Annotated in this window: 13 protein-coding genes and 1 tRNA gene; 4 read left to right on the forward strand and 10 right to left on the reverse strand. The window is 42.1% G+C overall.

The genetic code is table 11. The features are described 5' to 3' along the window. The first annotated feature begins 23 nt into the window (after positions 1-23). Positions 24-440, forward strand: a complete 417-nt coding sequence (locus E4N74_RS06530) for a cytidine deaminase (protein ID WP_084224551.1) — start codon at positions 24-26, stop codon at positions 438-440. Here E4N74_RS06530 and E4N74_RS06535 read toward each other — a convergent pair. The 8 genes from E4N74_RS06535 to E4N74_RS06570 form a co-directional block, all read right to left on the reverse strand. Further along, positions 431-504: transfer RNA gene (locus E4N74_RS06535), tRNA-Arg, on the reverse strand. The genes E4N74_RS06530 and E4N74_RS06535 overlap by 10 nt on opposite strands. A 142-nt stretch (positions 505-646) precedes the next feature. Next, on the reverse strand, positions 647-919 hold the full coding sequence (locus E4N74_RS06540; RefSeq protein WP_255817076.1) for a hypothetical protein: 273 nt from the start codon (positions 917-919) through the stop codon (positions 647-649). Positions 920-958: 39 nt separating this feature from the next. Beyond that, entirely contained in the window at positions 959-1,987 is a 1,029-nt protein-coding gene (locus tag E4N74_RS06545; RefSeq protein WP_255817077.1) for a leucine-rich repeat domain-containing protein, read from the reverse strand. Then, positions 1,984-2,532 (reverse strand): hypothetical protein, encoded by a 549-nt coding sequence (locus tag E4N74_RS06550; protein ID WP_255817078.1) that lies wholly within the window; start codon positions 2,530-2,532, stop codon positions 1,984-1,986. Before E4N74_RS06550 ends, E4N74_RS06545 begins: the two co-directional genes overlap by 4 nt. 117 nt (positions 2,533-2,649) lie before the next feature. Then, positions 2,650-2,907 (reverse strand): type II toxin-antitoxin system RelE family toxin, encoded by a 258-nt coding sequence (locus tag E4N74_RS06555; protein WP_255817079.1) that lies wholly within the window; start codon positions 2,905-2,907, stop codon positions 2,650-2,652. 6 nt (positions 2,908-2,913) lie between these two features. Further along, positions 2,914-3,144, reverse strand: coding sequence for a hypothetical protein (locus E4N74_RS06560; protein WP_002688827.1), 231 nt, complete (start codon positions 3,142-3,144; stop codon positions 2,914-2,916). Positions 3,145-3,484: 340 nt separating this feature from the next. Continuing rightward, entirely contained in the window at positions 3,485-3,628 is a 144-nt protein-coding gene (locus tag E4N74_RS06565) for a hypothetical protein (RefSeq protein WP_255817080.1), read from the reverse strand. Positions 3,629-3,697: 69 nt separating this feature from the next. Continuing rightward, entirely contained in the window at positions 3,698-7,099 is a 3,402-nt protein-coding gene (locus E4N74_RS06570) for an InlB B-repeat-containing protein (RefSeq protein WP_255817081.1), read from the reverse strand. Positions 7,100-7,535: 436 nt separating this feature from the next. Here E4N74_RS06570 and E4N74_RS06575 point away from each other — a divergent pair, with 436 nt between their 5' ends. The 3 genes from E4N74_RS06575 (at position 7,536) to E4N74_RS06585 (ending at position 9,272) form a co-directional block, all read left to right on the forward strand. Next, the gene (locus E4N74_RS06575; protein WP_002688821.1) at positions 7,536-7,850 is read left to right on the forward strand and encodes a nucleotidyltransferase family protein; all 315 of its coding nucleotides are present in this window, start codon (positions 7,536-7,538) and stop codon (positions 7,848-7,850) included. Further along, positions 7,840-8,061: a HEPN domain-containing protein gene (locus tag E4N74_RS06580; protein ID WP_255817082.1), complete on the forward strand. Its 222-nt coding sequence runs from the start codon at positions 7,840-7,842 to the stop codon at positions 8,059-8,061. Before E4N74_RS06575 ends, E4N74_RS06580 begins: the two co-directional genes overlap by 11 nt. 452 nt (positions 8,062-8,513) lie before the next feature. Further along, the gene (locus E4N74_RS06585; RefSeq protein ID WP_044979580.1) at positions 8,514-9,272 is read left to right on the forward strand and encodes a hypothetical protein; all 759 of its coding nucleotides are present in this window, start codon (positions 8,514-8,516) and stop codon (positions 9,270-9,272) included. 147 nt (positions 9,273-9,419) lie between these two features. Here the strand turns inward: E4N74_RS06585 and E4N74_RS06590 are convergent, their stop codons facing one another. Beyond that, positions 9,420-10,484, reverse strand: a complete 1,065-nt coding sequence (locus E4N74_RS06590) for a hypothetical protein (RefSeq protein WP_044979581.1) — start codon at positions 10,482-10,484, stop codon at positions 9,420-9,422. Next, positions 10,481-13,246: a VCBS repeat-containing protein gene (locus E4N74_RS06595; protein WP_255817083.1), complete on the reverse strand. Its 2,766-nt coding sequence runs from the start codon at positions 13,244-13,246 to the stop codon at positions 10,481-10,483. The genes E4N74_RS06590 and E4N74_RS06595 overlap by 4 nt, the downstream gene beginning before the upstream one ends. Between the last annotated feature and the right edge of the window lie 6 nt (positions 13,247-13,252).

Consider the following 13,252-nt stretch of genomic DNA (forward strand, 5'->3'; position numbering starts at 1 on the left):
GAAAAATATGATATACTACTTTTATGGAAATTTCAAGTCAGTTAGAAAATTTATTCAAAACAGCCCTTGAGGCTGCAAAAAAGGCCTATGCCCCCTACTCCAATTTTCATGTGGGTGCGGCTATTTTGTTGGAAGACGGTTCTATTGTAACGGGTGTAAACATCGAAAACCGCTCATACGGCCTTACAAACTGTGCAGAGCGGACTGCAATCTTTAAAGCCGTTTCTGAAGGAAAAATGGATTTTAAGGCCATCGCCATTGCAACGCCGGATGCGGACTACCCTGTAAGCCCCTGCGGAGCCTGCAGGCAGGTTATTTCGGAATTTATGGGCGGAGATATACCGGTAATCTTCGGTTCTTCGCTCGATAATGTAGTGCTGACGGACGTTAAAGGAATTTATCCCTTTGACGCCCTGCATGAATTAAAAAATGACCCGTAGACGATTCGAACGTCCGACCTGCTGCTTAGGAGGCAGCCGCTCTATCCAACTGAGCTAACGGATCAACAGGAAAGAATTATACTCAAAAAGCCCTAAAAGTTCAATACGGCGGTTTAAAAATAATTATATTTTTTAATCGGTAATGTGTAATTTGTAATTAAGTAGGCGATTACCCATTACACATTAAACCGAATTACCAACTAGAATTAAATCTCAACCCCGGGCCAGCTTCCATTCATCTTATACATCTTCCACTTCTTGTTATTTTTAGCATTATCAAAGGCATCCTTTAAGTCTTGCGGAGCGGTAAAGTCCGTGTGATTGCCTTCGCTAACGCCGGTTTCTTCGGTGTAAAGATAACACTTCGCATCATCGCTATCCGCCCGCACCGGCAAATCGTCAAAGAGCTTTTTAAATGCGTCTGCATTAAGTTTATTGCTGTAGCACCACAGCCCTTGCAAAGCGGTTAAGCCCTGCACCTTAAGCTCGGTGAGTTGATTGCCGTAGCACTTCAGCGTTTACAAAGCGGTTAAGCCCTGCACGTTAAGGGCGGTCAGCTGATTGCGGTAGCAGAGCAGCTCTTGCAAAGCGGTACAGCCTTGTACGTTAAGCGTGGTAAGCTGATTTTCGTAGCAGATCAGCCCTTGCAAAGCGTTTAAGCCCTGCACGTTAAGGACGGTCAGCTGATTGTCGTCGCAGTACAGCCATTGCAAAGCGGTTAAGCCCTGCACGTTAAGGGCGGTCAGCTGATTGCGGTAGCAGAGCAGCTCTTGCAAAGCGGTACAGCCTTGTACGTTAAGCGTGGTAAGCTGATTTTCGTAGCAGATCAGCCCTTGCAAAGCGTTTAAGCCCTGCACGTTAAGGACGGTCAGCTGATTGTCGTCGCAGTACAGCCATTGCAAAGCGGTTAAGCCCTGCACGTTAAGGGCGGTCAGCTGATTTTCCCAGCAGCTCAGATATTTCAAAGCGGTTAAGCCCTGCACGTTAAGAGCGGTCAGCCGGTTGCTGCCGCAGTGCAGCCTTTTCAAAGCGGTTAAGCCCTGTACATTAAGTTCAGTAAGCTGATTGCCCCAGCAGGACAGCCCTTGCAAGGCGGTTAAGCCCTGTACGTTAAGCTCGGTGAGTTTATTCCAGTCGCAGTCCAGCTCTTGCAAAGCGGTTAAGCCCTGCACGTTAAGGGCGGTGAGCCGGTTGCTGCTGCAGATCAGCTCTTTGATTTTGCCTTTAAGGATAACGACAGTGCCTTTTGCGTGCAGCACGGTTTTGGCACCGCTTGGGAGTGTTGTCTCGGTACAGCCTTCAACTGTAACGGGGGTACTATCGGCGGTTGTTGCCTTAACTGTAATGTCAAGTTTATCGGGACTTAAGATGAGCGAAGCGCCGCCTTCGATAAAGGGGGCATGCGGTTTTTCAGGGGCTGCCGGTACGGTTTTTCCCTTTTCCTCTTCAACCAACATCTTCTTTAAAAACGGGTTTTCACAAGACATAACCGATACTAAAAGTACCGCCAAAAATAAAACTAAAATCTTACCTTTATGTTTTTTCATATTCTAAAACCTCCGCTTATTCCGGCAGCCCAGATTACGGGGTAGCCGCCTCTTATATATGGTTCGATAAAAAAGTTTTTTACTGCAAAGCGGTAACCGAATGTTCCTTCTCCCAAACCGAATACAAATGGTTTTGCGGCCTTTCCGTTCCAGCCTAAGGAAACGCCTCCTTCCGCCTGAACAAAAAAGCCCGAATCGCAGGTTTTAAACTTTGCAAAATCATAGAAGTTCCAGCGGAATAAAAGAGCCGTATCAAGAAGTCCGTATCTTTTAAATCCCGTCGAATACAAGAGCTTTACACCGGCTGAAAACCTGCCGGCCTTTACCCAATCAGGCAGTACAAACATTCCGTAAAGACCTGCACCCAAGGCATAGCCTTTCGGTACATTCATATTCCCTTCCGCCGAAATACCCAAAGACCAATGAAAGCCGTCTTTTTCTCTCTTAGGTTCATCCTCAACCTCTTGGGCAAAAAGAACGGAAGCTCCCATAATCCACAAAAACACCGGCACACAGAGTACTATTTTTACATAATTTTTCTTCACATCATTCTCCCGATAAGTAATTTTTAATTGGTAATTTGTAATGTGTAATTTTCTTAAATTACCCATTATCCATTACCAATTAATTAATCGCTTCCACTTCTTCTTTACTGAGGTCGGTCATCGGTATACCGTTGAGCGATGAGCAATTTCGATGACGGTAATAATCAGCTTATCGTCACGGATGCGGCACAAAATGCGGTAGTTTCCGACGCGGTATCGCCATAGACCTGAAAGATTTGAAGTAAGTGCTTTACCGCGGGAACGAGGATTATCAAGTAAGGCAATTTCACTCATATATTTTTTGATTCGGCTTTGTATCGGCTTATTAAGCCGTGAAAATTGTTTGCTCGCTGCCGGAGCATATTCTACTTTCATTTTAAGTTATAGTCCAAGTTCTTTATACAGAACGTCGGCAGGTATTGCAGCTTCCCCACTTTTTTCAAAGTCATTCCATGCTTTTTCGGCAAGCAGAGCATCTTCGGCATCTTCCTGCAATTCGGCAAGATAGCGGCTTAGGGCATTTTCCAAGACGGTATCTTTAGCCGCTCCGGTAATTTTTGCCGCCCGTTCCAATGCTTGATACACTTTATTTGTCATAGTCATTGTATACATAACAAGCCTCCTTAACTCTATTATACCATATCTTCAGTAGTTTTAAAAGAGCGTTTTTTTTAATTTAACCGCAGGGGACGCTAAGAGCGCAAAGAATTTTGATGGTAATTTGATAACACATTCTTTAATTTTACCTTGGCGTTCCTTACGGCCTTTGCGGTTTCTTTTAATTTAACCGCAGGGGACGCTAAGAGCGCAAAGAATTTTGATGGTAATTTGATAACACATTCTTTAATTTTACCTTGGCGTTCCTTGCGGCCTTTGCGGTTTCTTTTAATTTAACCGCAAGGGGCACTAAGAGCGCAAAGGAATTTAAGGGGAGCTTTGTTTGAAGTATTGTTTACTTTCCTCTTTGCGAACTTTGCGGCCTTAGCGTTTTTTTTAATTTAACCGCTTTTACCTCTTGGGCAAAAAGAACGGAAGCTCCCATAATCCACAAAAACACCGGCACACAGAGTGCTGTTTTTACATAATTTTTCTTCACATCAATTCTCCATTAACAATTATTAATTACACTTTATTAATTATACATTAAACCAAATTCCCCATTGCATTACTCTTTCCAGCTTATTCTAATCGTAACATCGGTGTCGCCGTCGTCGTGCCGGTATTGTTCCGTAAATTCCACTTCATCGCCTTCAGTTATCAATTTATAACCATTTAGTCCTTGGTTTCCGTTCTCATGACCATTAGCTACATACCCCCAGTGCCATGCATCATTATTGTACTGATACGACAGCTTTGCCTTGGTCGTACCGATATGATCATCAGGACCGTTGTCTTCTTCGTAAATTTCGATATTTACCGGTATCTTTTTATCTTCAGGGAAGAAACTGAATGACTCGGTAAAGCTTTTATTGATGGTATATGACTGTCCGTTTTTGAGGTCACATGTGTTGTTCTCATCAAATTGATTATCTACCATAACCCCGTTAACTTCCATCGTCCAGTAATATTCGGCCGTGGGTCCGATATCTTTTTCTTCTACGCATTTTAGTTCCACAAAGGTAACCGTCAGTGTTGCCGGTACAAACTTTATAACGCCGTCTTTCTTGTTATACCGCCAGTATTCGTTGCCGTTTTTAGGCGTTACTTTAAAGTTTGCTTTTTCGGCATCGCCCGTTGCAAGGACTCTGCCGTCGGTATAGCTGTAAGGCGTTATCCGCGCGGCGGGGCGGTGGCTCAATGCACCGGTTACGGTAACGGTTTTACCGTTTTCCAAATCGACATCGTTTTTACCCTTTGCGTTTTCATCGCCGCCGGTAGAAGGGGTAACGATTGCACCGCCTTCCATCTTGAATGTGCCGTTTACGTACACGCCGCCGCCATCATCTGCCTCGCAGTTAGTGATAGTACTTGAGTCTTTCATAATGAGCGTACCGCCATTATCGATGTATACGCCGCCGCCATTATCTGCCTCGCAGTTAGTGATAGTGCTTGAGCCTTTCATAATGAGCGTACTTCCTCCCCATACGACAGCACCGCCTCCCGGCTCCCCTCCCTGCGCTTTTCCGTTTTTAATCGTTATGTCTTCAAGGATAAGAGTTTTATCGTTTTTCACATTGAAGACGCGCGACTTGCCGTTTGCGTTCAAAACGGCGGAAAAGCTGCCCTTTATGGTAAGTGTCCTGCCGAGCTTAATTTCGCCCGCATTGTCTCCGCCGGTCGCTGTTATTTCTCCGTTGATAACGATGGTGTGAGAGCCTTCCGTCTTTGCCGCTTCTTCTTTGAGTTTTTTCCACGCATCGGAACCGCCGCCCGTAAGATTGAATGTACCCGGTTTAAACTTGACCGTTACGGTTTTATCGCCGGTTACGTTGAAAAGTGTTGCAGTTGTATTAGGCGTATTTGCCGTAGCGCCCGTCCAGCTGTCTACTTCCCAGCCATTGTCAGGTGTTGCGGTAAAGGATATGTTTTCGCCGTATTCGACTTGTTTGCTGCCGTTTACTACCTCAGAACCTGAATCGGCTTTTATCTTTCCGTGTCCGCCGTCTACCCTGTAAGATATGTTATATTTTTGGCGTTTTACGGTAAATGTTACGGTGTTTTGTGTACCGTCTTGAGCTTTTACCGTGATTGTAAAACTCCTTCCCGTACCTACGGGTATACTTACGCTTCCTTGAGGACTTACGCTTGCCGTTGCTCCTGTGCTGGCAGTATCAAAGGTAAAATCCTTTACTTCTGCCGTATCGGAAGCGACTGTGTATTCACTATCAAAAGGAGCGGTTTTAGTTTCTCCGTTAAGATTAAAGCTCTTTAAGTTTGCAACGTTGTTTTTTGATCGGGTTATACTTACCGTTTTTGACCACGCAGGGTAATCGCCCGGACTTGCCGCAACATTTATGGTAATGTTTTGACTCGTTCCCTCCGTTAAGTTAAGCGGCAATGTAGGAGTTACGGTAAACGGAATACCCGAATGTCCGCTAAACTCAAGTGTTATATCGCTTTGAGTCACTTGAGTTACGGTATAAGGCAGGGTAACGGAACCGCTTTTAGCGTCTTTTCCGTGTATTTTAAGCTCTCTAATGGTTAGGGCATTAAGCTGTACAAATTGAACCGTTACAGTTGTATCTGCCTTTACGGTAAGCGCGGCAGTCTGGCTTCCGCTTGTTCCTGTAAAGTCTGTCGAAGGTGTACAAGTCCAGTTTCCAACCTTGTATTGGTTTGGATCTGTGGGCGTTGCGGTAAACTTTACCTGCGCCCCATGCGGAACGTTAGTAAGCGATACTTCATCGCTGCCGTTCTGGACTGTTTGGCTCTGACCGTTGCAAGTCCCCTTCAGTTCTCCCTCTCCGCCTGCTACGCTGAAGGTTACGGTGTACTTCGCCTCCGTCCACTTTGCATAGAGCGTTATATCGCCGGTTACGGTATCCGTGTCAAAGTCCCATAGGGTTGAATACAAGGTGTCAGTATACCAGCCGCCAAAGATATGACCCAGTCTTTCAGGATCCGGTGACGGCTTTGTTACCTTATCGCCGTTTAGTATATATTGAGTACCGGGCGCGGGCGTTCCGCCTTGTACATCAAATTCAACTTTAAATTTCTTTTTTAACTCTGCAAGAACGCTGTCCGAAACAACGCCTCCTTCGTCGCGCAAGGTTATGGTGTAGGATGTTTGCGAGTTGGCGCTTTCTACCTGTACCTCGGTTTTAAAATACAATACCCACTTTTCTGATGCTAATGGTACGTCAGGGGAGGATGAGTCTAATTTTTCTACCTCTCCAGACCCGATAAACGAGTCTCCGGCAGGTCTTTGAAAGTCTGAGTTGCCATTGTATAAAAGAGTGTAAGAGGAATCGTTTATTGTGATCTTTTCAATATCCTTGTGTATCGGTACCGTGCCGGAGTTCATCGCTGCCATCTTTGTCATTTCATAGGAATCGAATTTAAGGCAGAGCACGTAATAAGACTTTGGTTCCGTTGCCGTTATTTTTGTCTTTGCAATTATGATTTCGGGTTTAGGCGGCGGGGTGTTCGATTTTATGCCGAAGGTGTAGGTTTGCTTAAATACCCTGCCGTCTTTAGCTTTAAGGGTGATAGTCGGGTTTAAACTGCCTGAACCTTGTTCGTATTTTTGTAAAAGGGACGGGTTATATTTAAGCTTCAGCGTGCCGGAACCGGTTTGTTGCAGCTCATAATCCGTTCCTGCCTCAGGCTGAGAAGAAAGTTCTTTAAATTCGACAATGCCCGCCGATGCCGAAGAAGCAGGCATAACAAACGAAAAGCCTTTCGGGTTATGCACTGAGAGCGTAATATCTACGGGCGCCGAAGAGCCGACACACGGCACACCTGCTCCGTCCGGCCTATGTGCCGAACCTATGCTATGGTTTTTGACAAAGGTCTCGCTCGCCCAATAGCTTAAAAAATCTTCCGGATCTTCCAGAAATTGTTGACAAGCTGTAAAAAGTAAAATTACGGCAACTGCCGCCGTTAAAATTTTTAAAAGTCTTTTCATCACAATGGTATAATACTACGGTTTTAATATTTTATCTATTAAAAACAGGCTCATATTGCTAAAAAGAACCAAGGTTACCGAAAAAGAACTTTGGTTACTCGCTGAAAAATGTACATCCGTGTACATTTTTCAGCTTCGAGTGTTTTTGCTTACGCAAAAAACTCGTAAGGCGTGAAACCACCGGACATCCTGTCCGGCTTATAATCGGACATCTGTGTTTTTCCCGCCATGGATGGCGGGTGGTTTAAGCATACGATGTTTTAGGCAAAAAGCCTAAAACTCGTGATTAAAAAATATACAGGAGGTATATTTTTTAATCGAGCTTCGAGTTTTGCCTTGCGGCAAAACATCGCGAGAATGGAACAACTTGAAATTTACGGCATTGTTGTGTTTTTCTCCGTTGCAAATGTCCTATTTTTTGTGTATAATATAACTGATGATAACGGAAGAAATCAAACAAATAACGGAAAAAATAAAAGAAGCTCTCGACCCCGCACGCATTTATCTTTTCGGCTCCTATGCACGCAACGAAGAAACCGAAACGAGCGACTACGATTTTTATGTGGTTGTAGACGAAAAAAGCGGTAATCCGATTTTACTTTCTCAAAAAGCATATCGGGCTATTCGTAACTGCAGAACAACCCCTTGCGATGTAATTGTAAACGATGTATTAAACTTTGATGAGCGCATAAAAAGACCCACACTGGAAAAAACGGTTTCAACTGAAGGAATATTAGTATATGAAAAATGACCTTGAACATGATGTAAATGAATGGCTCCGGTTTGTTGAAATGGATATGAGCACCGCCCGTCATCTTTTTAAAATAATGCACCCCAAACCATTGGAAATAATTTGTTTTCACTGTCAGCAGGCTGCCGAAAAAGCTATTAAAGCATTGTTTATTCTAAAGGAAATTGAAGTTATTAAAATACATGACTTAATTATTCTCCTTAAAAACTAGAACCTTTTTTTTCAGTTCCTCTTTCCGTTAAAAATGCAAGCGATGATTTGACCCCATTTGCCGCGACTTTCCGCTATCCGCAATATCCCGATATTGACGAAGATATTACCCGAAAAGCTCTCTCCGATATGGATATTGTTGTAGACTGGTGCAAAGGGCAAATTAAAACCTGCAGAAGTTAAAACTCGTATACCCGCTTATGAATGTACATCATTGTACATTTCTCTCCTCATCATTTTTTTGGATCCATCGGTTCCGGCAGGGGATTTTAAAATTGCAGTGCAATACGCTAATATCGGGATGTACGTAAGCATAAGCACAGGCTGTGTGACTTTTCCACTGACCGTAAAGTTAATGAGTAATTGATAATTTAATTACAAATTGCCCATTACAAATTACCTATTGATTGGCTACTTGTATTTTATACCGTCTTTTTTTATACTCTTTTCGTTATGAAAGAATTTTTTACCGTTAGCCGTATTATGTATGCATCCGCTTTTTTTGTGTTGTGTGTTGCAATTCTGCTGAATATTACAGCTCAAGTTCCGCTTGCTGGGTTTATTCCGGTTGTACGGTGGATTGATGTTGCCGTTAATGCGGTTGCCGCCGGTTTGTGTGTCTTTTTGTTTATAAAACCGGATTGCAAAATGATTTCGTATCTGTTATTTTTTATTGAAGGCGGGATTACCGCTCAGATGGGTTTTGTAGGTATCGGCACCCTCCTTTTTACCTCAGGCTGCATTATGGTTTTTGTAAACGGAGATTTTAAAACCCGCTATAAAGAAAAGATTGCGGCACTCTGTTTGTACTGGGTACTCATTACGGCAGGCCTTTATTTTTCGTTTAATATAAAAATGGCGGTATTCGAAATTGCGCTTACTCTTTTTCACTTCGGACTTCTGCTCTGTCTTTATAAAAAACTGGAATCAAAGCTCTCCTTTCTTTTGCCTGTTGCAGAAGTTGTTACTCCTGAAATTCCGCTTCCTGCTAAAGGTTCGGCCTTGCATTTGTCGGACCACGGCATTTCGGAGAGGCAAAAGTTTTTTATTCAAGGCACGGTTACCGGCGGGAAAACATACGAAGAGCTCGCTGAAGAATATCACGTAAGCACCTCGGTTGTAAAAAAAGATATGGCGGCGGCATGCCGTCTTTTCGGTGTAACAAACAAAGAAGATTTGAGGATTTTGCTGCTGCAATATAAAATCGAATAGAGGATACCTTAATTCCTTATGGACGCCTTTATAGGCACCCGTAAGGGTGCCTATAAAGGCGCAATTCTTTTTATATTGCAGCTCAAACCGGAGTAAGTCAGGCCTCCCGAACCGGCACTTGGCGTTCGCATTTAACGTTTCTTTATTTTATCTTAAACCGTCGGCTTTTTTCAGCCATTCATAAAAGTCAAGCCCTGAAACCTCTCCATCCGGAGCAAAGAGGCGGCCGTCGATTAGGGGAATCACATCCTCTTCTACAGTGCCTATGATTGAATCAAAGTAAACCCCGTCTATGGCTACATCCTGTATCGGGCTTGGTTTTCCGCTATAGACATATTGGCGGCTGTATTGAGTGAGTGCCTCATTGTCATTCCATATAAGGAGGTGCCACAAAAAAAGAGCGGCATCCTTTCTTGTTGCCTGTCCCTTTGAAAGATTGGCCGAATCGGCATACCAGCCCGCGGCCTTTAACCTGTCTGCAAGCATTGCAGGCCGCCAAAAGGCAGTTCCCGTAATTGAATCGAGGGCATGGGTATTATCCTGAGTAAGGGTCGTCATATCTATTAAGCTTATCCTATTTTGGGTTAAAATCTGAGCAGTGGACTTTTTTAGATCGGAATCAACCTTATAAAACTTTTTGCAATACTCCCTCTTTTCACCGTAAAGAAGGCTGTATTCTTCGTTTAAAAAATCCAAGGAAGCATCAAAGGCAACCAAAGCTCCAGTATAATCTTCCAAACGGTAATAGACAAAGCCCAGCTCCGATTGCAGCCTGTAGGCACGCGGGTCTAGTTTAATCATCGAAATCAAATAATCTCTTTGGTCTTCAAGCCTGTCGAGTAACCTCGCTTTAATCAGATGCACATATTCTTCATGAGGATTATAGCTTTCGGCAGTTTTAAGTATTTTTTTTGCAGAAACCTTGTCCCTGTTCAGTAAAAAGTAATCGGCATAGAGGGCATATACCAAGGCAAGATAGGATCTATCAGATGAAGGAGAAGCTAAAAGAGCATTTAAATCCTTTTTTATCTGTTCAATCTTTTCCTGATTGTTTTCCCTGTACTGCCTGACTATGTCAATTTCAATATTTTCTACATTCTGAATATTATCTTGAGATAATGTAGTAGAATAAATAGAATCTTTTTGCATTGTAGAACAAGATACAAAAACCATCAAAACACAAAGCAGCAAAAGCAAAAATTTATTTTTCATTTTGAAACTCCCGTATAAGAATGAATGCGGTTATCTATTCCGCAAGTTATTAATTCGGGTTTTCCGTTTCCGTCCACATCGATTAGATAAGGGATTCCCGTTCCTGCAACCGGAAAACCGTTTAATGGAGAAAGGTTGGCATTATAAGCATATATGGAGTTTCCTCCTCCCGAAACAAGCACATCATCATAGCCGTCCGCATCAAGATCAATTAGGGTAATAAGGTAATCGGACGCATTTTTTTGCTTTAAAGGAATTTTGTCTATTATGTTGCACTCGGTATCTATCTTATATAAAAAGCCGTTATCCGTAATCAAAAAAAACATTTTTAAGTTTTCGGAATAAACGGGTTGAGTTTTACAGGAGCTATTAAGGTCTATGGAATAAACCGCATCCTCTTTTCCCCGTATAAGTGCAGGCTGAAGAGAAAACAAACCCTTTTCCGTCAACACGGCTTCGTATGTATTATTTTTATATAAAATAGGCTGAACGGCCGAGATACCGTCAAGCTCTTTGGGATAACCGGAAACGATTTTTCCCTTATCATCAAAAATATACATAAAGCTGTCAAAGGAACGGGGAATAGCCGTAATAAAATCTCCATATACTAAAGGAGAATTCCGCAAGCGCGTATTCATTTCGTCCGAATAATAAAAGGTAGCCGAGCTGTCTACATATAAAAGAACGGGTTTATTGGCAATCGGAATAACTATCTTGTCCTGTATAATCGCCGGAGAAGAGCTTAATTTTTCTCCGGTTAAAATCGGAAAACCTGAGGCGGCGTTCAGATTATAATCGGTTTTATAGACGCTTCCGCGGGCAGATATGGCCCAAACGGAATTTACAACACCCTTTTTAATATCAAGATTTAAATAAGCCTTATCATCAAGTTTAATCGACTTTAATTGCTTATCCGCTAAATTTAGAGCATATAGATTAGATCCGCTTACCCAATAAGCAAAGGGCACATTGTTTGTTCCCTTTCCGCAATAGAGGTACGAGTTCAACTTTGAATTAAATTCGAATGGAAAGGCGGAAAGTTCTCCCAAAGCATGGGCTTCGGTTTTTTGGGCATAAACTTCAAATTTAACGGTTTTTTCTTTTTCAAACCGTATTGAAATTAGCCCCCGCCCGAAACCTTTTAAGACGGATTGTAAAACCTGATTTGTTCTTAAAAATGAAGGAACTTGATTTTCCAAATTATAATAAACAAAAACGGATGTTTCGGGAGAAATAGACCTTGTTATGTTTTTCCAGTTTTCGGTTTTTACAAGTAAGTCTCCTCTTTTTACATCATTTAATGTAGAAGCAAGGGCTTCCGCACTCTGCGAAAGATAAAGGTACCCTCCTTCAATAACATAAAAAGGAGTGGGGAGCTCAACCTTAAAGGCCCGTAAAAGTCCCATTAAAATATCGGGAAATTCTATACGCGGTATCCTTATGCCGTCGACAAGGGCAGAAATATTTCTATTTATAAAAAATGAGGTATAGATCAATTCAAAGGCTTGCCTGCATAGTTTTTCATCTTTTAAAGAAACAAAAAAGATAGGAACATCGGATTGCTTTACTTCAAAAACACCTATCTCTTCTCCCATCCACGAAAAGAGCAAGTCCTCAATGCCCTTATTAAAAATAAATTTAGAAGCCTTATTTGCCGACTCGTAGGCTTTCAATATAGATGAACCTAAAACATCATTTCCGTTTTGGAATAAAAATTGAGGATCACCCATATTTATCAAACTTATATAGTCGGTTGATTTTGGAAGCCTGTTCAATATACCCGGAATAAAGGCCTGCCTTTGAAGAATCGTATTTAAGCCCTCGGATTCGGTTTCCCACTTACAAAGCCCCGAAAGACTTATATCTTTATAATCCAAGCTAAGATTTATTTTAGCGTCTTCAGGAAATTTAAGGGTACGCACAACATTATTGCTTATCGAATCGTCTTTAGGCGTGTCTTTGGTAAAATAATTTACATCGCTTAATATGCTTAAAGAGCCGCCCTTCTTTTCTTTGATAAATTTACGCAAGGTTTTAATGTGTTCATCTTCATTCTTTTTAGATAGGGCCGAAAAAAATAAATTCTTTGATGTAGAGGCAATTACGGAATCTTTGTAATTTAAAAAATATACAGCTTGACCTCCGCCCAAATCATACTGCCAAAAACTTATGCCGTTTTCTTCAATCGGCTTAAGCTCTTTTAAATCAGACAACAAATCAGGGTAAAATTTTAAGATAATGGGAGAAAGCCGCGTTACGGCAGATCGGAAGCCCAGTTTAGCAAAAATTAAAAAATTATTTTCAGGATAGGCGGCTATGTCTAAGCTGATGTTTGATGCAGAGCCGAACCACCATGAAGATAAGAGAGGAGAAGCTCTAAGGGAACGTAAGGCACCTTGAAGCTGAGCTGTTTCAGGTGAGTTTAAAACGGAATCGACTGTCCGCATTGAAAGAGTTTTTTGTAGAAGCTCTCCTGCAGAATCTATGTTTACATAGGCATAATGTCCTTCAGGTATGTACTCTATCGGATTTATGCCGTCAATTGCGGAATAAATAAGAAAACCTGCAACGGGTAAAACCAATACAAGTAAAATAACTAAAAGAGTCATTCCGATTTTAAAAAAAATGCCGTGCTTTTTTTTGACTTTTACTTCTTTTTTTTCGGGTGTTTTATTTTCTTCCGCTACAGTTTGATTATCGCTTTCTAAAGAGGCGGTTTCATCTTCTTTTTGATCTAATATTGTTTCCGGATTATCGCTCATCTAAAT

Source organism: Treponema putidum (assembly GCF_024401155.1).
GTDB classification, from domain to species: domain Bacteria; phylum Spirochaetota; class Spirochaetia; order Treponematales; family Treponemataceae; genus Treponema_B; species Treponema_B putidum.

What these genes read in the sequence shown, in the direction of transcription:
- E4N74_RS06545 (WP_255817077.1), bottom strand. Translation starts at nt 1,987, where the DNA reads ATGAAAAAACATAAAGGTAAGATTTTAGTTTTATTTTTGGCGGTACTT.
- E4N74_RS06530 (WP_084224551.1), top strand. Translation starts at nt 24, where the DNA reads ATGGAAATTTCAAGTCAGTTAGAAAATTTATTCAAAACAGCCCTTGAG.
- E4N74_RS06560 (WP_002688827.1), bottom strand. Translation starts at nt 3,144, where the DNA reads ATGTATACAATGACTATGACAAATAAAGTGTATCAAGCATTGGAACGG.
- E4N74_RS06585 (WP_044979580.1), top strand. Translation starts at nt 8,514, where the DNA reads ATGAAAGAATTTTTTACCGTTAGCCGTATTATGTATGCATCCGCTTTT.
- E4N74_RS06555 (WP_255817079.1), bottom strand. Translation starts at nt 2,907, where the DNA reads ATGAAAGTAGAATATGCTCCGGCAGCGAGCAAACAATTTTCACGGCTT.
- E4N74_RS06580 (WP_255817082.1), top strand. Translation starts at nt 7,840, where the DNA reads ATGAAAAATGACCTTGAACATGATGTAAATGAATGGCTCCGGTTTGTT.
- E4N74_RS06590 (WP_044979581.1), bottom strand. Translation starts at nt 10,484, where the DNA reads ATGAAAAATAAATTTTTGCTTTTGCTGCTTTGTGTTTTGATGGTTTTT.
- E4N74_RS06595 (WP_255817083.1), bottom strand. Translation starts at nt 13,246, where the DNA reads ATGAGCGATAATCCGGAAACAATATTAGATCAAAAAGAAGATGAAACC.
- E4N74_RS06575 (WP_002688821.1), top strand. Translation starts at nt 7,536, where the DNA reads ATGATAACGGAAGAAATCAAACAAATAACGGAAAAAATAAAAGAAGCT.
- E4N74_RS06570 (WP_255817081.1), bottom strand. Translation starts at nt 7,099, where the DNA reads ATGAAAAGACTTTTAAAAATTTTAACGGCGGCAGTTGCCGTAATTTTA.